The 20,495-nt window shown below is 64.6% G+C and carries 20 protein-coding genes; 9 read left to right on the top strand and 11 right to left on the bottom strand.

Annotated features, from left to right (window positions below; genetic code table 11):
- Positions 1–92 precede the first annotated feature (92 nt).
- Positions 93–578, top strand: coding sequence for a MarR family winged helix-turn-helix transcriptional regulator (locus tag NKI10_RS18380; protein WP_023672979.1), 486 nt, complete (start codon positions 93–95; stop codon positions 576–578).
- A gap of 4 nt (positions 579–582) precedes the next feature.
- Here NKI10_RS18380 and NKI10_RS18375 read toward each other — a convergent pair whose 3' ends face one another.
- From NKI10_RS18375 to NKI10_RS18360, 4 genes are all read right to left on the bottom strand, one after another.
- The gene (locus tag NKI10_RS18375) at positions 583–1,008 is read right to left on the bottom strand and encodes a DUF1178 family protein (RefSeq protein ID WP_023672980.1); all 426 of its coding nucleotides are present in this window, start codon (positions 1,006–1,008) and stop codon (positions 583–585) included.
- Positions 1,005–1,871 (bottom strand): carbon-nitrogen hydrolase family protein, encoded by an 867-nt coding sequence (locus tag NKI10_RS18370; RefSeq protein ID WP_352861305.1) that lies wholly within the window; start codon positions 1,869–1,871, stop codon positions 1,005–1,007. The genes NKI10_RS18375 and NKI10_RS18370 overlap by 4 nt, the downstream gene beginning before the upstream one ends.
- Before the next feature lie 86 nt (positions 1,872–1,957).
- Entirely contained in the window at positions 1,958–2,239 is a 282-nt protein-coding gene (grxC, locus tag NKI10_RS18365; RefSeq protein ID WP_023672982.1) for a glutaredoxin 3, read from the bottom strand.
- 22 nt (positions 2,240–2,261) lie between these two features.
- Positions 2,262–3,047, bottom strand: a complete 786-nt coding sequence (locus NKI10_RS18360) for a ComF family protein (RefSeq protein WP_502897550.1) — start codon at positions 3,045–3,047, stop codon at positions 2,262–2,264.
- 71 nt (positions 3,048–3,118) lie between these two features.
- Here NKI10_RS18360 and NKI10_RS18355 point away from each other — a divergent pair, with 71 nt between their 5' ends.
- A complete protein-coding gene (locus NKI10_RS18355) occupies positions 3,119–3,991 on the top strand; it encodes a methyltransferase domain-containing protein (protein WP_352861303.1) in 873 nt (290 codons plus the stop codon).
- A 12-nt stretch (positions 3,992–4,003) separates the two neighbouring features.
- Here the strand turns inward: NKI10_RS18355 and NKI10_RS18350 are convergent, their stop codons facing one another.
- The 5 genes from NKI10_RS18350 to argJ all read right to left on the bottom strand — a co-directional run bounded on the left by NKI10_RS18350 (position 4,004) and on the right by argJ (position 7,153).
- Positions 4,004–4,186, bottom strand: a complete 183-nt coding sequence (locus NKI10_RS18350) for a Flp family type IVb pilin (protein WP_023672984.1) — start codon at positions 4,184–4,186, stop codon at positions 4,004–4,006.
- Between the two features lie 127 nt (positions 4,187–4,313).
- Positions 4,314–4,622, bottom strand: coding sequence for a hypothetical protein (locus NKI10_RS18345; protein ID WP_023694000.1), 309 nt, complete (start codon positions 4,620–4,622; stop codon positions 4,314–4,316).
- A gap of 97 nt (positions 4,623–4,719) precedes the next feature.
- On the bottom strand, positions 4,720–5,136 hold the full coding sequence (gene mutT / locus NKI10_RS18340; protein WP_352861301.1) for an 8-oxo-dGTP diphosphatase MutT: 417 nt from the start codon (positions 5,134–5,136) through the stop codon (positions 4,720–4,722).
- Entirely contained in the window at positions 5,133–5,882 is a 750-nt protein-coding gene (locus NKI10_RS18335) for a GNAT family N-acetyltransferase (protein ID WP_023713717.1), read from the bottom strand. Before NKI10_RS18335 ends, mutT begins: the two co-directional genes overlap by 4 nt.
- Positions 5,883–5,911: 29 nt before the next feature.
- Positions 5,912–7,153 carry a bifunctional glutamate N-acetyltransferase/amino-acid acetyltransferase ArgJ gene (gene argJ, locus NKI10_RS18330; RefSeq protein WP_023672988.1) on the bottom strand — a complete coding sequence of 414 codons (1,242 nt, stop codon included), beginning with the start codon at positions 7,151–7,153 and terminating at the stop codon, positions 5,912–5,914.
- 169 nt (positions 7,154–7,322) lie between these two features.
- On the opposite strand from argJ, the gene NKI10_RS18325 reads away from it, so the two are divergent.
- Positions 7,323–8,552 (top strand): caspase family protein, encoded by a 1,230-nt coding sequence (locus tag NKI10_RS18325; protein ID WP_352861298.1) that lies wholly within the window; start codon positions 7,323–7,325, stop codon positions 8,550–8,552.
- 139 nt (positions 8,553–8,691) lie between these two features.
- Positions 8,692–9,279, top strand: a complete 588-nt coding sequence (locus tag NKI10_RS18320; protein WP_023694003.1) for a TetR/AcrR family transcriptional regulator — start codon at positions 8,692–8,694, stop codon at positions 9,277–9,279.
- 46 nt (positions 9,280–9,325) lie between these two features.
- Here NKI10_RS18320 and NKI10_RS18315 read toward each other — a convergent pair whose 3' ends face one another.
- A complete protein-coding gene (locus NKI10_RS18315) occupies positions 9,326–10,246 on the bottom strand; it encodes a peptidylprolyl isomerase (protein WP_023686683.1) in 921 nt (306 codons plus the stop codon).
- Between the two features lie 244 nt (positions 10,247–10,490).
- Between NKI10_RS18315 and secA the strand changes: the two genes are divergently transcribed.
- Positions 10,491–13,223 (top strand): preprotein translocase subunit SecA, encoded by a 2,733-nt coding sequence (gene secA, locus NKI10_RS18310; RefSeq protein WP_023672992.1) that lies wholly within the window; start codon positions 10,491–10,493, stop codon positions 13,221–13,223.
- Positions 13,224–13,444: 221 nt separating this feature from the next.
- Here the strand turns inward: secA and NKI10_RS18305 are convergent, their stop codons facing one another.
- Positions 13,445–16,033, bottom strand: coding sequence for a helix-turn-helix transcriptional regulator (locus tag NKI10_RS18305; protein ID WP_352861297.1), 2,589 nt, complete (start codon positions 16,031–16,033; stop codon positions 13,445–13,447).
- Between the two features lie 244 nt (positions 16,034–16,277).
- Here NKI10_RS18305 and NKI10_RS18300 point away from each other — a divergent pair, with 244 nt between their 5' ends.
- From NKI10_RS18300 to NKI10_RS18285, 4 genes are all read left to right on the top strand, one after another.
- Positions 16,278–16,550, top strand: coding sequence for a DUF4242 domain-containing protein (locus NKI10_RS18300; RefSeq protein ID WP_023685308.1), 273 nt, complete (start codon positions 16,278–16,280; stop codon positions 16,548–16,550).
- A 435-nt stretch (positions 16,551–16,985) separates the two neighbouring features.
- Positions 16,986–17,489: a hypothetical protein gene (locus NKI10_RS18295; RefSeq protein WP_352861295.1), complete on the top strand. Its 504-nt coding sequence runs from the start codon at positions 16,986–16,988 to the stop codon at positions 17,487–17,489.
- A 264-nt stretch (positions 17,490–17,753) separates the two neighbouring features.
- Positions 17,754–19,157, top strand: a complete 1,404-nt coding sequence (locus NKI10_RS18290; protein ID WP_023686686.1) for a lipopolysaccharide biosynthesis protein — start codon at positions 17,754–17,756, stop codon at positions 19,155–19,157.
- A complete protein-coding gene (locus NKI10_RS18285) occupies positions 19,157–20,437 on the top strand; it encodes a GNAT family N-acetyltransferase (RefSeq protein ID WP_352861294.1) in 1,281 nt (426 codons plus the stop codon). Before NKI10_RS18290 ends, NKI10_RS18285 begins: the two co-directional genes overlap by 1 nt.
- Positions 20,438–20,495 lie beyond the last annotated feature (58 nt).

Below are 20,495 nucleotides of genomic sequence, written 5' to 3'. Positions count from 1 at the left end.
CCGTCACTCACTTGCGGCACTCGGCTGAAACTGTATCTTGAGGTAGCATATCACAAAGATTCTTAACGTCAAGATACTTAGCGATGAGACAGATGGATCGCGCGGCAAAGGCGGTGGAGCAATGGAAGCGGGAACGGCCGGATCTGGAGGTGTCGCCGATGCTGGTGCTTGGGCGGCTGAACGAAGCCTCTTCGCTAATCGCCCGCGAGCGCCTCGCCCCGCTGTTTGCCCGTTTCGGACTGCAGGCCGGCGAATTCGATGTGCTGGCGACGCTGCGCCGCTCCGGCCAGCCTTACGCGCTGACACCGACCGCTCTCTACGAGGCGACGATGGTGACCTCCGGCGCCATGACCAACCGGCTCGACCGGCTTGAGAAGGCCGGACTGATCCTGCGCGGCCCGCACCCCAACGACCGGCGTGGCATTGTCGTGCAACTGACCGAAAAAGGTCTGGCCTTGATCGACGAAGCCCTGACCGCCCACGTCGCCAACGAGCATGAAATCCTCGCCGGGCTCACCGGCACGGAGCGGGGGGCACTGGCTCAGTTGCTTGGCAAATTGATCGATAGCGCCAGCTGATCGCTCAATTGCGCTCCTCGGGAAAACTCGGGATCGGCATGAAATCGATGCCATCCTCGGCCAAGCTCTTGGCTTCGTCCAACGTCGCCTCGCCATAGATGCCGCGCGCATCGCTCTCGCCGAAATGGATCTTGCGCGCTTCTTCGGCAAACTTGTCGCCGACATAGTCGGCATTCTCGCGCACCTTCTCGGCCATCGCCTTCAGTTGCGCCAAAGCCTGCTTCTGGGTTTCGCCCATGGCCAGCGCAATTGTTTCCTGCTTCCGCGCGGTGGAGACGGCTGGCGCCATCAGCGCCTTTTGCACCTTGTGCGAGCCGCAGCTCGGGCAATCGACGAAGCCGCGCTTCTTCTGCGTGTCGAAATCGTCATTGCTGCGAAACCAGCCCTCGAATTCGTGCTCGTGCTCGCAGATCAGGGCAAAGCGGATCACGAAGCCGCGCCCCTGAGCCGCGGCGCTTCCACTGCGCCGGCATTGACGGCAAAATCGCGCGCATTCCTAAGGTTGGGGATTTTCTTACGCGCGGCCCACGACTGCGCCGTGTCGATCTCGGCGATGATCACCTCCGGATCGTCATGGTCGGCCTCGGCGAGAATTCGACCCCATGGGTCGACGATCAGCGAATGGCCATAGGTTTCGCGGCCATCCTCATGCAGGCCACCTTGTGCTGCAGCAACCACATAGGCGCCGTTCTCGATGGCACGGGCTCGCAGCAGCACATGCCAGTGCGCCTCGCCGGTCTGGCGGGTGAAGGCGGCAGGCACCGACAAGAGGTCGGCGCCGGCCATCGCCTCGGCGCGGAACAGCTGTGGAAAGCGTAGATCGTAGCAGACGGCAAAGCCGAGCCTAGCGCCGTCGATCTCGGTGACGACGGCCTCGATGCCCGGCTCATAGGCGGCGGATTCGCGCCAGCTCTCGCCATTGTCGAGGTCGACATCGAACATGTGGATCTTGTCGTAGGTGGCAAGGGTGGCGCCGTCCGGCCCAAACAGCAGCGCCCGGTTGGCGAGCTTGCCGTCGGTGCGCAGGATGGCGGTCGAGCCGATATGCAGGAAGACGCCGAGTTCGCTGGCGAGCTTGCGCGCGGCCGCCACGACGATGTCCTTGTCTTCCAAGGTGAAGGAAGCAGCCCTGGCTTCCTTGTCGCGGATCAGCGCACCGGTCATTTCCGGGGTCTGGATGTAGGTTGCACCGAGGCCTGCCGCTTCGCGCACCAGCCGTTCGAGATCGACCGCGTTGCGCTCGGGGCTCTCGCCCGAACGCATCTGGATCGCCGCCGCCTTGAAAATACCCATCGTCACGTCCTCTTTGAGCAATTCCAGGAAAAGTGTGTAACGGTTTTCCGTCCGGAATTGCGTAAAAACAAAGACATAGAACGGCGCTACGAACCGCTCTTTGTCGTCGAGCCGTTGGCAAGCAGCCTATCCAGCTGCCCCCGTGCCTCCAACTCGTGGAGGTCGTCGGAGCCGCCGACATGCGTGTCGCCGATGAAAATCTGCGGAAAGGTCGAGCGGCCATGCGCCCGCGAAATCATTTCCTGGCGCAATTCCGGCGAAAACGAAGCGTCATGCTCGGTGTAAGCGACGCCCTTGCGGTCGAGCAGCCGCTTGGCCGCCGCGCAATAGCCGCACATCATACGGGTGTAAATCGTCACATCGAGCATCGGTCCGTGCCTTTCCTCGACCTTATATAGTCGCGGACTCGTCGGCCCGAAAGTCCCCCGGCAGGACACGCGCGAAGGTCAGCACATCGACCGCTCCGGCGCCGCCCTTCTTCAGCGCCCTGGCGACCGAGCGCACGGTGGCGCCGGTGGTGTAGACATCGTCGACCAGAAGCACGCGGCGCCCAGTGATCTCGATTTCGGCTTCCGCAGGCACACGGAAGGCGGCGCGGACATTGGCCTCGCGCTCCTGCCGCTCCAGCCCGACCTGCTGGCGCGTGAGCTTGACGCGCCGGACCGCCGAGGGCGAGAAAGGCAGCCCGCTAAGCTGCGCAACCGCCCTTGCCAACTCCGCCGACTGGTTGAACTGCCGGCGAAAGAAGCGCCGCCAGTGCAGCGGCACCGGTACGACGACATCGGCGTCTGCAATTAGCTCGGCGCCGGCGCGCAGCATCCAGCGCGCCATCCATGGCGCCAGATCGGTGCGGTCCTGGTATTTCAGCCCTTGCACCATCTGGCGGGCGACACCGGAATAGGCCACGGCCGCCCGCGCCCGCTCGAACGGCGGCGGATCGGCGATCGCCTCGGCCGACAGGAACCCCTCGCCCATATCGTGGGTGAATGGCGTGCCCATGACCGCGCACCATGGCCGCTCCAGCAGCCTCAGCTTCGGCCAGCAGGCGCCGCACAAAACGCCGGGTCGCGAGACGTGCCTGCGACAGCCGGCACAGACCGGCGGGAACAGCATCCGCGCCGGCCAGTCCAACATGGCCAGTTTCAACATGGTTTGAGCGAGGCTCTTGATCTCCATCACCGGATCGGCCACGTGGTTTTGTCGTCCGCGCCAGGATATCACTAGACGGACAAACAGGATGTCTACCGTTGCAGCCGATCATCGATACTGAACTTTGGCTGGTGCGCAAGCGCAGGGCCCTAGCCCACCCCGTAGCCGGCGCGGATTTTCTGATGCGGCGGGCGGCGGAAGACCTTGCCGACCGGCTTGGCGCGGTCGAGCGGAAATTCGGCAAGGCCGCGGTGCTGTTTTGCCAGACGCCGGACGCAACGGACGTGGTCGCTGCAAGCGGCAAGGCAGCGGAGATCGTGCGCGTCGAGGCAGATCCAGCGTTTCTGGACGGCCGGCCAGGGCTGATAGCACCGCTGGAAACAGTGCCGTTCCAGCCGGAAAGCCTCGACCTCGTCGTTTCACTTCTGTCGTTGCAGGCGATGAACGACATTCCCGGCATGCTGGTGCAGATCCGCCGCGCTCTGCGGCCCGACGGGCTTTTCCTCGGCGCCTTTGCCGGCGCCGGCACGCTTTCCGAATTGCGCGAAAGCCTGCTCGCCGCCGAGACCGAACTCTATGGCGGCGCCAGCCCGCGTGTCATCCCCTTCACCGATGTTCGCGACGCCGGCGCACTGCTGCAGCGCGCCGGACTGGCGCTGCCGGTGGCCGACGTCGAAACGGTGACCGTCCGCTACGATACCCTCTTCGACCTCATTGCCGATCTCAGGGCGATGGGCGAAACCAGCGCGCTGACCGATCGCAGCCGGCGACCGGGAGCGCGAAAGCTTTTTACCCGTGCCGCCGAAATCTATGCCGAACGCTTTTCGGACGCTGATGGCCGCATCAGGGCAAGCTTTTCCATCGTCTGGATGTCGGGCTGGGCGCCCGATGCATCGCAGCAAAAGCCCTTGAAACCGGGCTCGGCGAAGGTCTCGCTGAAGACAATACTGGAAGATCCCGGCGGGCGGTGACGGCGCTCCGGATCAGTGCTCGGCGAAGGCGTTTGCGAGCCTGCTGTTGTTGTCGCTGAACAGAAACTGGATCGCATTGCTGGCCTTGCCGACACCCCCGACGATGGCAAGCGAAAGCACCGCGACGATCAGGCCATATTCAATGGCCGTGGCGCCTGTTTCGTCTTGCAAAAATCGGCGCAGCAATGGCTTCATGATCGTCGATCCCTCTCATCCCCGACCATATCGCCGACCTGTTAAGAAAGGTTAACGGCACAAGCTTAACAGGCTGTGAAATGGGCCTGCGTTGAGGAAGTTCTCAAGCTGGTGTCGACCTTGTTGGTCAGCAGTCGCCGCTGCGTTGGCCGTCGGCGCGGATGATGCAGACTGAGCTCGGTGAGGGCTGCAGCACGCTTCTGCGCAGCGTATAGGTGGCCCGCGAGCCGATCGAACCCGTGCTCATCGGGTCGAGACCGCCTGCAAGAGCATCGCGGCTGGATGATCGCGTCTGGTTGTCCAGCACGGGGACCGCGATCAGCGCCAGCGCCACTGCGGCCGAGCCGAACAACAGCGTGACGCGCAATAAGCCGACGCCGGCGGCGCGAAAGCTGCGATCTGGCCGGATCGAGTCCCATTCCCTGTCGAGGCTCATGCAATCGCTCCCCGCGAACCCGCTTTGCCGCAATTTTTCACGACGAGATAAATCTTCCATTAACGCTGGCTAGATCAGACCGCGAAATGGCTTTGTATCACAACAGGTCGATGAGGAACTGGATTAGCGGCGCGTCGGCCGGCGGCATGGGATAGTCGCGCATCTGCTTTGGCCGCACCCATTTCAACGCCTGCCCTTCCCTGGGCTGCGCGATGCCGCGGAAGCGGCGGCAGACGAACAGGGGCATCAGGAGATGGAAATCATGATAGGAATGGCTGGCGAAGGTGAGCGGCGCCAGGCAAGGAATGTCAGTCTCGATGCCGATTTCTTCCTGCAGTTCGCGGATCAGGCATTGTTCCGGCGTCTCGCCTGGCTCTACCTTGCCGCCGGGAAATTCCCACAGGCCGGCAAGCTGTTTGCCCTCGGGCCGCTGCGCCAGAAGCACCCGCCCATCGGTATCGACCAGCGCGCACGCGGCGACCAGCAGCAGGCGTTTGCCGGTGATCTCGCTCATGCGCCCGGCGGCCGGCGATAGTGGTAGCGATAGACTTCGTCGAAGCCCAGCGAGCGATAGAGCGCCAGCGCCGGCGCATTGCCGGCCTCGACCTGCAGCCAGGCTTCGCGAGCGCCACGCAGCCTCGCCCACTTCAGCGCCGACAGAATCAGGTTGCGGCCATGGCCCTGATTGCGCGCCGACTTGGCGGTGGCGATCTCGAACAGACCGGCAAGATCGCCGTCATGGACGCAGATCAGCACCGCCAGAGGGTCGGCCCCTTCTTCCAGCGCAAACAGCCCGACTTCGGGTTGGATAGCGCCGATGATTTCCGAAAGACCGGGCCGCAGCGATGCATCCGAGCCGCTGACCTTGAGCGACGCGCCGAGAAAGCGGCTGATATCCTTCAGCGGAATCTGGTCCATGGCCGGCGCCAGTTGCGCGTCCGCCAGCGGCAGCCGCATCACCAGGGATTCGTCGAATGTGCTCCAGCCCTCATTGTCGAGATGCTTGGCCAGGTCCGGCCCCGACAGCGGCGAGATGCGGAAGGTCAGCGGCCTGCCATAGGCGTCGAAGCGCCGGCTGGCGCGGCCGATGCGCTCGGCAATGTGCTGGGTGTCGCCGGGATCGAGCGGGTTGACCGAGTTCAGCCGCTTGGCCGGATGGCCGGCTGTCAGCCGCACCACCCAGGTGCCGTCATAATGCACGGCCGCCGCCGGCCAGGCGCGAAACCCCGCAGCCTCGTAGCGGCGCACGATGGCGAGCATGCTTGCCGGATGCCTGGAAGCCAACTACATCAGCTCCGGTAATCGCCATTGATGGCGACATATTCCTTGGTGAGGTCGCAGGTCCACACCGTCGCCTTGCCGCGGCCGATACCGATATCGGCGCGGATGCGAATGTCGTCGCGCTTCATATAGGCCGAGGTCGCTTCCTCGGAGTAGCCCGGGTCGCGTTCGCCCTCATGCGCCAGACGGTTGTCGCCGAACCAGATCGACAGCCGGTCGCGATCGGCCGGCTCGCCGGCCTTGCCGACGGCCATGACGACGCGGCCCCAATTGGCGTCCTCGCCGGCAACCGCCGTCTTGACCAGCGGCGAATTGGCGATGGACAGCGCGATGCGCTTGGCCGAGCGCGCCGATTTGGCGCCGGTAACGGTGACTTCGACCTGCTTGCGGGCGCCCTCGCCGTCGCGCACCACTTGCAGCGCCAGCGATTTGAGCACCTTGCCCAGCGCCCGGCGGAACGCCCCGAGACGCGCATCCTTGGGATCGCTGATGGCGGGCGCGCCGCGCTTGGCAGCGGCTCCGGTGGCGAACAACAGCAGCGTGTCGCTGGTCGAGGTGTCGCTGTCGACGGTGACGGCGTTGAAGGTCTTGGCCGTGCCGCGCGACAACAAGTCCTGCAGCACGGGGGCGGCGATCGGCGCATCGGTGGCGATGAAGGACAGCATAGTCGCCATATCGGGCGCGATCATGCCGGCGCCCTTGGAGATGCCATTGATGATGACGTCGGTGTCGCCGAGCTTGACCGTCGCTGTCGCCACTTTCGGATAGGTGTCGGTGGTCATGATGGCCTTTGCGGCCTCGGTCCACAGATCCGGCTTGCCGTCCTTGACCAGTCCGGCCAGCAAATGGCTGAATTTGGTGGTGTCGAGCGGCTCGCCGATTACCCCGGTAGAAGCGAGGAACACTTCGCCTGGCGTGCAGCCTGCGGCCTTGGCCGCGGCCTCGCCGGTCAGTTGGGTGGAGGCGCGGCCCTTCTTGCCGGTGAAGGCGTTGGCGTTGCCGGAATTGACGACCAGCACCCGCGCCTTGCCGGCGCCAAGGTTCTCGCGGCAGAAGTCGACCGGCGCCGAGGGGCATTTCGACTTCGTGAACACGCCGGCAACCGCTGTGCCGGCATCGAAGACCATGGCCAAGAGGTCGGTACGGTTCTTGTACTTGATCCCGGCCTCTGCGGTGGCGATGCGCACGCCCTCAATGGCAGGCATTTTGGGATATTTCTTCGGCGCGAGCGGCGAAATCGTTGCGGACATTGGGGACCTCGGGCGACGGAAAAACGCTAGGCGAAGGCCGGTTTGCCCGATAGCACGGCCCGGCGCAAGGGCGTTTTCTTGGCCGCCGCTGTCGGCAAGCCACCAGGGATTAAGCTTGCATTTCAAATCCGTTGGCGTCACCGGGGCCTCTGGCGTTATGATATCGGCCATGGGCAGGCTGGTGATCTTGGCGGTGGCGTTTATGGGGCTTTTGCTCCTGAGCGCCGATGCGCAGCCGGAACGGCGCGTGGCGCTGGTGATCGGCAACGGCACCTATGCCGAAGCCGGCACGCTCGCCAATCCCGTCAACGATGCACTCGATATTGCCGGCAAGCTGCGCTCGATCGGCTTCGACGTCATCGAGGGCAACGATCTCGGCAAGCGCGAACTCGAGCGCAAGATCGGCGAATTTTCCGATGCGCTGGAAGGTGCGGGCGTCGGGCTTTTCTATTACGCCGGCCACGGCCTGCAGGTGGAAGGGCGCAACTACATCGTGCCGGTCGACGCCCGGCTCGACATGCCGGTCAAGCTGCAGCTCGAAGCCGTGCCGATCGACGAAGTCCTCGACATCATGGAGCAGCAGACCAAGGTCAGCCTGGTTTTCCTCGACGCCTGCCGCAACAATCCCTTTGCCCGCAGCCTGAGCCGCACCGCCACCACGCGCTCGGCAACGGCGCTTGCCGGTCTGGCGCAGTTCGATTCGACGCGCGGCTCCTTCATCGCCTTCTCGACGGCGCCAGGCGCTGTCGCCATGGACGGCACCGGACGCAATTCGCCGTTCGCCGCCGCCCTGCTGCGGCACATGGCCGAGCCCGGCCAGAGCATCAACGACATGATGATCGCGGTGCGCCGCGACGTGGTCTCCGAAACCCGCGAGGGACAGCGCCCATGGGAACAGGGTTCGCTGCTCGAACGGTTTGAGTTTGTGCCCGGCGGCGAAACGGTTGCACAGCCGAAGCCCGCCGTCCCCCCGGCGCCCGAAACAAAGGTTGCGGCACTCGAACGGTCTGTAGGCGACGACAAGACCGCAATCGAGAAATTCCTGCGCGACGACTATCTTGCGCCCGATGCCGCGGCGATCGGCGAGACCGTCAAGCGGCTCTATGCGGCTTCCGCCACCATCTTCGGCACGCGCTATGACAGCGACGCCGTCGTCAAGCTCAAGACGGACTGGTTCGCGCAATTTGCATCCTGGTCGTTCAGTCTCGAGCCCGGCAGCCTCAATGTGACGCGGCAGGGCGAGAACCGCGCCGAAGCCGTGTTCGCGATGAGCTACGACTATATGTCGAAAGACAAATCGGCGGCGCGCATGACCGGCAAGGCACGCGTCACGCTTGGGCTGGTGAAGAGCGACGGCCAGTGGCGGATCGCCTCGGAAACCTCGCAAGCGATGAACTGAAAATCCCCGCGCAGGGCGAACGTGAGGCCTGCTTCTACAAGCGCTGGAAACGGGCCGTTTCGTTTGCCTGCCAGCTCACCTATATTGCCGGCGAGATTGTTGGCCAGGATTGCCGGCGAGATTGTTGGCGAGGACAGACATGGGCGAGGATCCGGCGCGCAGATCGATCGGGGCGCGGCGCAACCCAGACAGCGCCGAGGCCATTCTCGAGGCCGCGGAGGCGGTGCTGGTCGAGGCCGGCTATGCCGGCTTCTCCATAGAGGCCGTGGCGCGGCGGGCGCGCGCCGGCAAACCCACGATCTATCGCTGGTGGCCGAGCAAGGCGGCCCTGCTGTTAGAGGTCTACAAGCGGCAAAAGCGTGTCGACGTCCCTGATACCGGCAGTCTCGAAGACGACCTCGTCGGTTTCCTGAGGAACCTCTTCGCGCATTGGCGCGACACATCCTCGGGCAGCGTATTCCGCTCGCTGATCGCCGAGGCCCAGTCGGACGAAGCGGCGGCCGCGGCCCTGACTGGCTATGCCGATGGGCGCGTGTCCCACACCGCTCGGATCATCGAGCGCGCCAAGGCGCGCGGCGAGGTTGCGGCCGATATCGACGCAGCGCTGGTCGCCGACCTCATCGCTTCCTATGCCTGGAAACACCTTTTGACCAACCGGCTGGACGAAGATGAGGCGACAATCCGTGCCACTGTCCGCTATGTGATGTCAGGCATCTCCCGCAATTGAAAAGGGCGCCGAACGGCGCCCTTTGCATGTTTTTTCGGTGCCGGCCTTACTTGCCGGCTTCCATCGTGTCGACGGCCTTCTTCAGATTGGCGTCGGGGATTTCGACCTTGGCGGCGCCGCGCAGCTGCTTGACCAGTGCGAAATACTTGTCGCGGATCACCGCCTGCTTGGCCTGGTCCTTGACGTCGTCGAAGGCCGGCGGCTGTTTGGTGCGCTTGTCCTCGAGCTTGATGACGTGCCAGCCGAATTGCGTCTGCACCGGCTCCTTGGTGTATTTGCCGATTTCGAGCGCAACTGCCGCCTTGTCGAATTCCGGCACCATCTGCCCCGGGCCGAACCAGCCGAGATCGCCGCCATTGGTCTTGCCCGAGGGATCGCTGGTGTGCTCGTTGGCGAGCTTCTGGAAGTCGGCACCGCCATCGAGCTGCTTGATAATCGCCTCGGCCTCTTCCTTCGTCTTCACGAGGATGTGACGGGCATGAATCTCATTGACCGGCGGCGTGCTGGCGATTTCCTGGTCGTAGCGGGCGCGCACCTCGGCATCGGTAACCTTGTCGACGACGCCCTTCTCGACCATCTCGCCATGCAGCGCGCGCTGCTGCAGGAACGCCATGCGGCGCTGGAATTCGGGATCCTTGTCGAGCCCGGTAGCGACCGCCTGGGCGGCCATGACGCGGATTTCGATGGCCGCCGAAAGGGCGGCGGCGCGGCGCTGCTCGGGTGGCAACTGCGAGAACTGCTGCGACAGCTCGCCCTCGGCAAGCCCAAGGTCCGCCTCGGTCAGCTTCTGGCCATTGACGGTAGCGATGACGGCGTTCGGATCGACGGGGGCTGCCGCCGGCGCTGCTGCGGCATCGGCCGGGGCGGGAGCGGCTTCCTGGGCCATCAGCGGAGACAGCGACAGGGCCGACAGGCCGAAGGCCAGGCCAAGGCTGGCGAGCGACGCACGGCGAAACAGTAAGGACATCAAGATTAACTCCAAGGGGGGATTGGTAGGGCTTGCAGATCAGCCGGATTGTGGCGGAATTTGGCGCTGCCCATAGGGCTAACGCGGCGTTGACATCAGTTGAGCCCCCTCTTATCTGTCCAACGACTTTGCGTCCAGAACCGTTTTCCGGGCGCTTTTTGTGTTTGTCCGCGTTTCACGCGGAATTGATGGGGCCGGCCGGCGCTCATCTCAAAATTGAGAATTCTATCGAAAGGACCATCGGATGGTCAGTCTCGGCGGTCTCGCCCGTAAGGTTTTCGGTTCCTCCAACGATCGTCGCGTAAAATCGACCCGGCCGCGTGTCGAGGCGATCAACGCCATGGAAAACGAGATGCGGGCGCTGTCCGACGCCGAGCTTCAGGCCCGCACGGAAAAATTCCGCCAGGATATCGCCAACGGCGCTACGCTCGATGACCTGCTGGTGCCGGCCTTCGCCACCGTCCGCGAGGCATCCCGCCGCGTGCTCGGCATGCGCCCGTTCGACGTGCAGCTGATCGGCGGCATGGTGCTGCACAATGGCGGCATCGCCGAAATGCGTACCGGCGAGGGCAAGACCCTGGTCGCCACCCTGCCCGTTTATCTCAACGCGCTTGCCGGCAAGGGCGTCCATGTCGTCACCGTCAACGACTACCTTGCCACCCGCGACTCCGAATGGATGGGCCGCGTCTACAAATTCCTCGGCCTCTCGGTCGGCGTCATCGTCCATGGCCTGTCCGACGAGGAACGCCGCGTCGCCTATGCGTCCGACGTTACCTATGCCACCAACAACGAGCTCGGCTTCGACTATCTGCGCGACAACATGAAGTATGAGCGCGCGCAGATGGTGCAGCGCGGCCACAATTACGCGATCGTCGACGAAGTCGATTCCATCCTGGTCGACGAGGCGCGCACGCCACTGATCATTTCCGGTCCGCTCGAGGACCGTTCGGAAATGTACAACACCATCGATGCCTTCATGCTGCAGCTCGGCCCAGCCGACTACGAGATCGACGAGAAGCAGAAGACCTCGATCTTCACCGAGGAAGGCACCGAGAAGCTGGAAAACCTGCTGCGCGCGGCCGGCCTGCTCAAGGGCGAGTCGCTCTATGACGTCGAGAACGTCGCCATCGTCCACCACGTCAACAACGCGCTGAAGGCGCACCGGCTGTTCCAGAAGGACAAGGACTACATCGTCCGCAACGACGAGATCGTCATCATCGACGAATTCACCGGCCGCATGATGCCGGGCCGCCGCTATTCGGAAGGCCTGCACCAGGCGCTCGAAGCCAAGGAGCATGTGGCGATCCAGCCGGAAAACCAGACGCTGGCCTCCGTCACCTTCCAGAACTACTTCCGCCTCTACAAGAAGCTTTCCGGCATGACCGGCACGGCGCTGACCGAGGCCGAGGAGTTCGGCAACATTTACGGCCTCGAAGTCACCGAGATCCCGACCAATCTGCCGGTCATCCGCAAGGACGAGGACGACGAGGTCTACCGGACGGTCGAGGAGAAGTACAAGGCGATCGTCAAGGAGATCAAGGAAGCGCGCGCCAAGGGCCAGCCGACGCTGGTCGGCACCACCTCCATTGAAAAATCCGAGCAGCTGGCCGAGCGCCTGCGCAAGGAAGGGTTCAAGGATTTCGAGGTGTTGAACGCCCGCCACCACGAGCGCGAGGCCGCCATCGTCGCCCAGGCCGGCAAACCCGGCGCCATCACCATCGCCACCAACATGGCGGGACGCGGCACCGACATCAAGCTCGGCGGCAACGCCGAGATGCGCATCGAGGACGAACTGGGCGACATGCCTGCTGGTCCCGAGCGCGAGGCGCGCGAAAAGGAAATCATTGCCGATGTCGAGCGCCTGAAGGAAAAGGCGCTAGCCGCCGGCGGCCTCTACGTGCTCGCCACCGAGCGCCATGAATCGCGCCGCATCGACAACCAGCTCCGCGGCCGCTCCGGCCGCCAGGGCGACCCCGGCCGTTCGAAATTCTTCCTGTCGCTGCAGGACGATCTGATGCGCATCTTCGGCTCCGAGCGCATGGACGGCATGCTGCAGAAGCTTGGCCTCAAGGAAGACGAGGCCATCATCCATCCGTGGATCAACAAGGCGCTGGAAAAGGCGCAGAAGAAGGTCGAAGCGCGCAACTTCGATATCCGCAAGAACCTGTTGAAATACGACGACGTCTCGAACGACCAGCGCAAGGTGGTGTTCGAGCAGCGCATCGAATTGATGGACGGCGAAGGCCTGTCCGAGACGATCGCCGAGATGCGCGAAGGCGTCATCGAGGAGATCGTCACCAAGAACATCCCCGAAAACGCCTATGCCGAGCAGTGGAACGTCGCCGGCCTCAAGGCCGAGGTCGCCGAATTCCTCAATCTCGACCTGCCGGTCGAGGACTGGGTCAAGGAAGAAGGCATTGCCGAGGACGACATCCGCGAGCGCCTGACCAAGGCCGCCGACGCCGCCGCCAAGGAGCGCGCCGAGCGCTTCGGCCCAGACGTGATGAGCTATGTCGAACGCTCGGTGGTGTTGCAGACGCTCGATCATCTGTGGCGCGAGCACATCGTCAACCTCGACCATCTGCGTTCGGTCGTCGGCTTCCGCGGCTACGCCCAGCGTGACCCGCTGCAGGAATACAAGAGCGAGGCGTTCGAGCTGTTCCAGGCGCTGCTCGGCAATCTGCGCCAGGCCGTCACCGCGCAATTGATGCGCGTCGAACTGGTCCGCCAGGCCGCCGAAGCGCCGCCGCCCGAAGCGCCTGAAATGTTCGGCAGCCACATTGACGGCACCACGGGCGAGGACGATTTCGAGGGTGGCGAGACCGCACTTCTGGTCCGCCAGGAGAGCAACGCAATAGTCGCTCCCGAAGACCGCGATCCGAACAACCAGGCGACCTGGGGCAAGATCGGCCGCAACGAAGCCTGCCCCTGCGGCTCCGGCAAGAAATACAAGCACTGCCACGGCGCGTTTGCCTGATTTCGAAGGCTAGGTCGGCGGGACAGCACCCCCCTCCGGCCTGCCGGCCATCTCCCCCTCAAGGGGGGAGATCAGCAGCTTCGGCGCCGTAACTTCTTTCAATTTCGACAATTGGCGAAAGCCACAGTGACAGCCAATCTTCCCCCTTGAGGGGAGATGTCCGGCAGGACAGAGGGGGGTGCGAAGGATCGCGACCTCTCGGTCCAACCCTCGTCAAAACCTCACAACAACCCCGAATCGCGCGCGGTCGCTGTCGCCTCGCCGCGCGACACCGCATCCAGCTTGCCCAGCACCGCCGAGACATGGTGATCGACCGTCTTTGGCGAAATCGTCAATTGCTCGGCGATCCGCTTGTTGGAGAGGCCGCGTTCGATCAGCTGCAGCACCTGCATCTGGCGCAAGGTGAGGCCGGCGAGGTTGGCGCGCGTCGAGCGGCGCGGGCCGCGGGCGATGCCGCCAACGCCGTTCCTGCGCATGATATCGCGCAGGCGCTGGGCCGCCGGCCTTGCCCCCAGGCCGTCGAAAATATCCAATGCCAGACGCTGCCCCTCGTCATCGCCGAGGATGAGCGCCAGTCCGCGCTCGTATGGCGCATTCAATTCGGACCAGAGTGCCGAAGCCGAACGCCAGTCGCCGGTCAGGAGCAGCCGGTATGGTGTCGCCATCTCGGCGGTGTCGCCGGCCGGCATATCGGGAGAGAGCAATGTTCGCCACAGAGCCAGCTCCCCGACATGGGCACGCGAGCGCACCGGCGTTTCGGCGCGGGTGATCAGCGCCAGCGCCTCTTGCCTGTCGGCCAGGCCCAGCCATGCCTGCTCCGCCATCAGCGCTGCGTAAGAGCTCAGCATCTGCAGGTCGCCGCCGCTTCCGACCAGACGCGCCATTTCGGCGAACAGCGGCTCGGCCGAGGGATCGCCGCGCCTCAGGCGCAGTTTCGCCAGTGCCAGCAGCGCCGGAAACCGGCCCACGGTGGTTGTCCGCTCATTGTCGATGACATCGCTTGCCGTCGCGGCGGCCTCATCCCATTGGCCCTGACGCAGCTGCACATCGGCCAGCATGCCCCTGAGATAGTCGCGCCAGGTGCCGAGGTCGTTCTCGGTGCAATAGTGGATGCCGCTCTCGAGCACCGGACGCGCTGCGTCGTAGCTCATCTGCGTGATCTCGAAACAGGCGCGGTTGGTGAACGCGCGCGCGGCATGTTCCTGGAAATTGCCCTGGAGCGCAATCTCAAGGCTTTGGTCGAGGCGCAGGCGTCCGGCATCCGGATTGAGCCACTGCTCGACGCAGCCGACATTGTTGAGGGCATGCGAGGCGATGTCGGGACGGTTCATGCGCGCAGCCAGCGCCGCTGCCTTCTCGCCATAGAACAGCGTGTCCTCCACCCTCTCCGAAAGCATCGCCAGATGCGAAAGGTTCGAATAGGCCATGGCGAGTTCGGGACCGGCGGGAGCCGCTTCCAGCATCGCCACCGCCTCGGCGCCGAAGGCGGCGGCCGCCTCGCGGTCATCGGCCATTTCGCTCAGCCGGGAGAGCCATCTCAGGCTGTCGCCCTCCTTCAGCCTGTTGCCGTCTGCCTGATGCAACCGGCGCGCCTCGCCCTGCGCTGCAAGCGCGTCGTCGATCTTGCCGATGAGATGGCACTCGAACGCATGGCTTTCGTAAAGTGCAGCGCGCTCAATCACCGGCAGGCTGTCGGCCTGCTGCAAGGCGATCTCGTAATAGCCGGCGGCATCGCGATGGGCGCCGACGCGCGACGCCTCGCGCGCGGCGATTGGCGCAAGTTCGCGCACCGCCGCCAGATTATGCGCCTCGACCGCATGATGCACCAGGCGGCCTGTGGAGACGTCGCCATTTTCGAGCAGTGCCGCCAGCGCACGCTGGTTGAATTGCCGCCTGTGCGACGTCGTCAGCATCATCTCGATGGCGCGCCGCGCGATGTCGTGCCGGAAGGCGTAGCCGTCGCCCAGATCGTCGAGCAGGCCGTTGGCGACACACTCGGCCAGCTGGCCGGCGCTGGCGACGCCGCACAGGCCCTGCAGAGCCCAGACGTCGGCGCGGCGCGGAAACACCGACACCGCGTCGAGCATTGCGCGGGCGCCTGGCGACAGCCGTTCAGCCCGCGCCAACACGGCGTCGCGCACGCTTGCCGGCAGCGCCGTTTCGTTTTCCGCCGACAGCAATTCGGTGACGAAGAAGGCATTGCCGGCGGTCGCCCGGTAGATGGCGTCGCCGTCGCGTCCGGCCGCATCGGCGAGCGACAGCACGGCCGCCTCGCTGAGCAGCGGCACGTCCATGCGCGCCACGCTGCCGGTCGGGATTTCGCCAAGGGCGCGGCGCACGCGCATCTGTCCTTCGCTGCGGTCGGTGCGCGCCGTGAGCAACAGCAGGATGTGGGTGTTGGCGATACGCCGGCCGAGGAAGCGCACGAAATCGAGCGTGGCATCGTCGGCCCAGTGCAGGTCTTCGATCACCAGCAGGCTCGGTCCCTTGGCCGCAAAGGCGTCGAGCGCGTCGGAAAACAGCGGCAGTCTCTGCCCATGCCGGGCATCGATGGCGCGCGGCAGCGCCCATTGCGCCTCACGGGCCAGATCGTAGAGCGGCCCCAGCGGATCTGGGATCGACAGGTCCTCGCAAGCGCTGCGCAACATTGCCGCGCTCTGCCCGACACGGGCCGCGAACGCCTCGACAATCGCCGTCTTGCCGGCGCCGGCCTCCCCCGCCAGCACCGCGACTCGGCCATGGCCGCCTATTGCATCGCCAAGCAGTGTCTCCAGTTGCTGCAGCTGCGTCTGCCGTTCCAGAAGCATCATTGTCATCGTCTCACAGGATCGGAGTTTTCCCACCATGGCGGGCCGCTCACGATTAGCCCGTGAAGAAAGCGTCGCAATGTGACTTTGCACACATTGCCGTGCCTCTTTCCACAAAGAACGACGGCAATATAGGGAATCGTCCCGTCCAATATGGGGAATCGTTCCGATGCGCGGGCCGGGCCGGCGTGGTCAACGTCCAGCCGCGCTCCGACCGAGCGTGAATCAATGGAAAAGGAAACCTTCCATGCCTCGCTATTTGATTGAACGCACATTTCCGGACGGCCTCAACATTCCGATGACCGACATCGGCGCCACTGCGGTCGGCGGCGTCGTCATGCGCAATGCCGAAAAGGGCGTCACCTGGATCCAGTCCTTCGTCACGCCCGACAAGAAGCACAGCTTCTGCATCTACGACGCGCCGACGCCCGAAGCGATCCGCAGCACGGCTCAGAAAAACTCGCTGCCGGTCGACAAGATCACGGAGGTACGGGTTCTTGACCCTTACTTTTACCTCTGATCCCGCGTTCGGTCGCCACGATGATGAGCATCAAACTGTCCTTCGCGGCCCTGGCGAACTGCCTGATGGCCTGCCGCTCGGCGGAATCGGGCCTGTCCTGGGAAAGACCGTCCGGCCAACCTCCGTGCTCGGCCGTCTATGGCGGTTCGCGACGAGGCTGCCTGCGTATCTGTCTGAAAGGCGGCGCTTGCCCCCGGAAGGCGGCTATCTGAGGCGCGACATCGGGCTATCGGAGCGGGACGTCCCGCAGGAATATTGGCAATATTACATTTGGGATCGTTGATTTTGCACGGTTTTTGATGGCTGCGGCCAAAGCCCGGCAACGGAAGCCGCATCGCATGAACCGGGACGGACAAACCAAATCCTAAACCAACGCCGCAGGCGTTTCGGCATCGGCCGCCGCCGCCTCGAGCGTCAACAAACGAACGGAAGACCATGACCATAATTCTTTGGAAGACACGCTTCGCGGCCATCGCCGCCATCTCGATCGCGGCGGGTGCGGCCGCCCAGGCGCACGACGCCAATCCGCTGGCCGAAAAGGTGCGCGCCGCCAACAGCCGCTTCGAAAATGTGGCAGCCGCCACCGCCGAAGGCTACGCCCCCATCCCTTGCGCCAGCGGCATCACCGGCGGCGCCATGGGCATCCACTATGTCAACGGCGCCTATCTCAAGGACGATGCCGTCGATGTCGCCAAGCCCGAAGCGGTGATGTACGAGCCGACGGCCGACGGCGGCCTGAAGCTGATAGCGGTCGAATACATCACCTCGAAAGGCCCGGCCTCGCTCGAAGGCCAGCTGTTCAACTTCAACAGCGCCCCCAATCGCTACGGCCTCGGCCCGTTCTACGAACTGCACGTCTGGGCATGGAAACAGAACCCGACGGGCGCCTTTGCCGACATGAACCCGAACGTGTCGTGCGACGCCATGAAGGGGATGTAACGCCTCACATGTGACACCTCGGGCACCGGACATCCGGTGCCTGGCCATCCCCCTTGGCGGGGGAGGGGCGAGCGAAACGCCGACCGGCTCCCCAGTCTTCCCCGGCGTTCGCTCGCCTTTTATTATGCCCCGGCATACGATGACGCACCTTGCACACGCGGCCGTCCTTGGCCCCTCGGCGCACCCGCACCTGCCCACCCTTTCTTAAGGTGTTTCGGATACATCGAAAGCTTGGAAACAGGCGGAAAACGGAGAGACATCGGGGTGCGCTTTTCCGCGGCGACGACGGCCGGGCGGTTCTTGCCGCAGCGCTTGGCGTTGCGCATGGGGCCGCTGCTTGGCCGGATCGATGCGGTGCTGTTCACCGCCGACGAGCGCGGCGAAGCCGGGCGCATGTCGCTGATCGCCTTTGCCATCCGCATCGTCAGCGCCGTCATCGCCTTCATCAGCCAGGTGCTGATGGCGCGCTGGATGGGCTCGTTCGAATACGGAATCTTCGTCCTCGTCTGGGTGACGATGGTCATCGTCGGCAACCTCGCCTGCCTCGGCTTCCACACTTCGGTGATCCGCTTCATCCCCGAATACCGCGAACGCAACATGCTCGCCGAACTGCGCGGCATCGTGGTCGCCAGCCGCCTGTTCGTGCTGATTGCCTCGACCGCTATCGCCGGGCTTGGCGCACTGGGCGTCTGGCTGTGCGCGAACTGGATCGAGAGCTACTATGTAATGCCCTTCATCCTCGGCCTGTTCTGCCTGCCGATGATCGCCATGGGCGATCTGCTGCAAGGCCAGTCACGCGCCAATTCCTGGGCGTTGTTTGCGTTGTCGCCGACCTATCTGGTGCGGCCGGTGCTGATCCTGGCGCTGATGGCGCTGATGCTGGCAATGGGCTATGCGCCCGACGCCAGGACAGCGATCTTCGCCTCGATCGCCGCCACCTACGCCACCACGCTCGGCCAGCTCATCGGCGTGACCACGCGCATGGGCAGGAATATCCCGTCCGGGCCGATGAAGGTGCATTTCGCCGAGTGGTTCATCGTCTCGCTGCCGATCTTCCTGGTCGAAAGCTTCTTCTTCCTGCTCACCAACGCCGACGTGCTGATGGTCGGCGCCTATCTCCAGCCCAATGACGTCGCCGTCTATTTCGCCACCGTCAAAACGCTGGCGCTGGTGCATTTCGTTTATTTCTCCGTCAAGGCCGGCGTCGCCCAGCGTTATGCGCAGTTCACCCATGGCGAACCGGAAAAGCTCGCCGCCTTCGCCCGCGAGACCGTGTCGTGGACGTTCTGGCCGTCGCTGCTGATGGCGCTGCTGGTGCTGGCGCTCGGCGAACCGATGCTGGTGCTGTTCGGGCCCGAATTCACCGACGGCTATCCGCTGCTGTTCCTGCTGGTGTTCGGCGTCGTGGCGCGCGCCGCCGTCGGCCCTTGCGAAAGCCTGTTGACGATGAGCGGCAACCAGAACATCTGCGCCGCCGTCTATGCCATGACGCTGGCCTTCAACATCGGCCTCAACGTGGTGCTGATCCCGCTCTTTGGCCTGTGGGGGGCGGCGATCGCCACCAGCCTCGCCATGGTCTTCGAGGCCAGCGCCCTGTCCTTCACCGTCTGGCGCAAGCTCGGCATCGTCATGCTGATCTTCGTGCCCGCTGCCGAGGAAGCCGCCTGATGGCCGCCATCCCGCTGATCGAGGAAACCAGCGGCGGTCCGGCCGGCGCCATGGTGTCCGGCCTTGCCGGCCTGGCGCGCGACGCCGATCCGGCGCACCTTGAGATCCTCGCCAACAACCGGCCGCTGCGCAAGCTGGCGATCTATCCGGCTTCGGCCGGCTTCGAACTGGTCGAGGAACTCGACTATCTGTGCACCCGCACGATCGAGCCCAACGTTTTCTTCAACCCGCGCTTTCTGGCGCCGGCCATGCCCAGGCTGGAAGATCGCGAGGTCAAGCTGGCGGTGATCCGCGACGGCGACGAATACCGCAACCGGCTGCGCCTGCTGGTGCCGTTCTCGGTCGAACGGCCGGCCGTGCCGCTCGGCGTTCCGGTGATGCGCACCTGGTCGAGCCCGTTCGGCCCGATCGGCACGCCGCTGGTCGACCATGACGACCCGATCGGCGTCGTCGAGGATTTCTTCGGCATGCTGTCGCGGCCGCATCTGAAGCTGCCGAAGGTCTTCGTGCTGCCCGACATGCGCCTCGACGGCCCGTTGGCCAGCGTGCTGGCCACCGTTGCCGAGACGCGCGGCCTGACAATGGTCACCACCGGCAAGGCGGACCGGCCGGTGCTCGAAAGCACCCTCGACGGCGAGGCGTATCTGAAAGCATCGCTGCGCGCGCACCACTACCGCGAATTCCGCCGCCTGAAACGGCGCCTGGGGGATCTCGGCAGGCTGGAGCATGTCGTGGCGCGGGGACCGGACGAAATCCGCCACGCCATCGAAAATTTCCTGACGCTGGAGGCGGCCGGCTGGAAGGGCCGCGAGCGCACCGCCATGGCCATCGACCGCTACCGCGCCGCCTTTGCCCGCGAAGCCGTGCACCGGCTGGCCGAGCACGACATGTGCCGCATCCATTCGCTGACGCTGGACGGCCGCACGATCGCCTGCCTGGTCGTCTTCGTCGAAGCCGGCGTCGCCTACACCTGGAAGACCGCTTATGACGAGACGCTGGCGACCTATTCGCCGGGCACGCTGCTGATGATCGAGGTGACCAGGCAGCATCTCGACGACCCCAACATCATGATGACGGATTCCTGCGCCGTGCCCGACCACCCGGTGATGAGCCGGCTGTGGAGCGAGCGCAAGCCGATGGCCTCGCTGGTGATCGGACTGACGCCGGATGCCGACCGCCTCGCCCGCCAGGCCGCCTCGCAGCTGCATCTCTACCGCGAGACCCGCAACATGGCCCGTCTGCTGCGCAACCGCGTGAAGAGTTTGCTGGGACGGCGATAGCCACTGGATCAACGGCAAGACACCAGCTATGGCTCCGGCGGCAATTTCGGCCGGCCTT

It is taken from the genome of Mesorhizobium sp. M0802, assembly GCF_040320115.1.
Lineage (GTDB): Bacteria > Pseudomonadota > Alphaproteobacteria > Rhizobiales > Rhizobiaceae > Mesorhizobium.
Note: the sequence above shows the minus strand (reverse complement) of the source record. Positions and strands in the feature narration are given on the sequence as shown.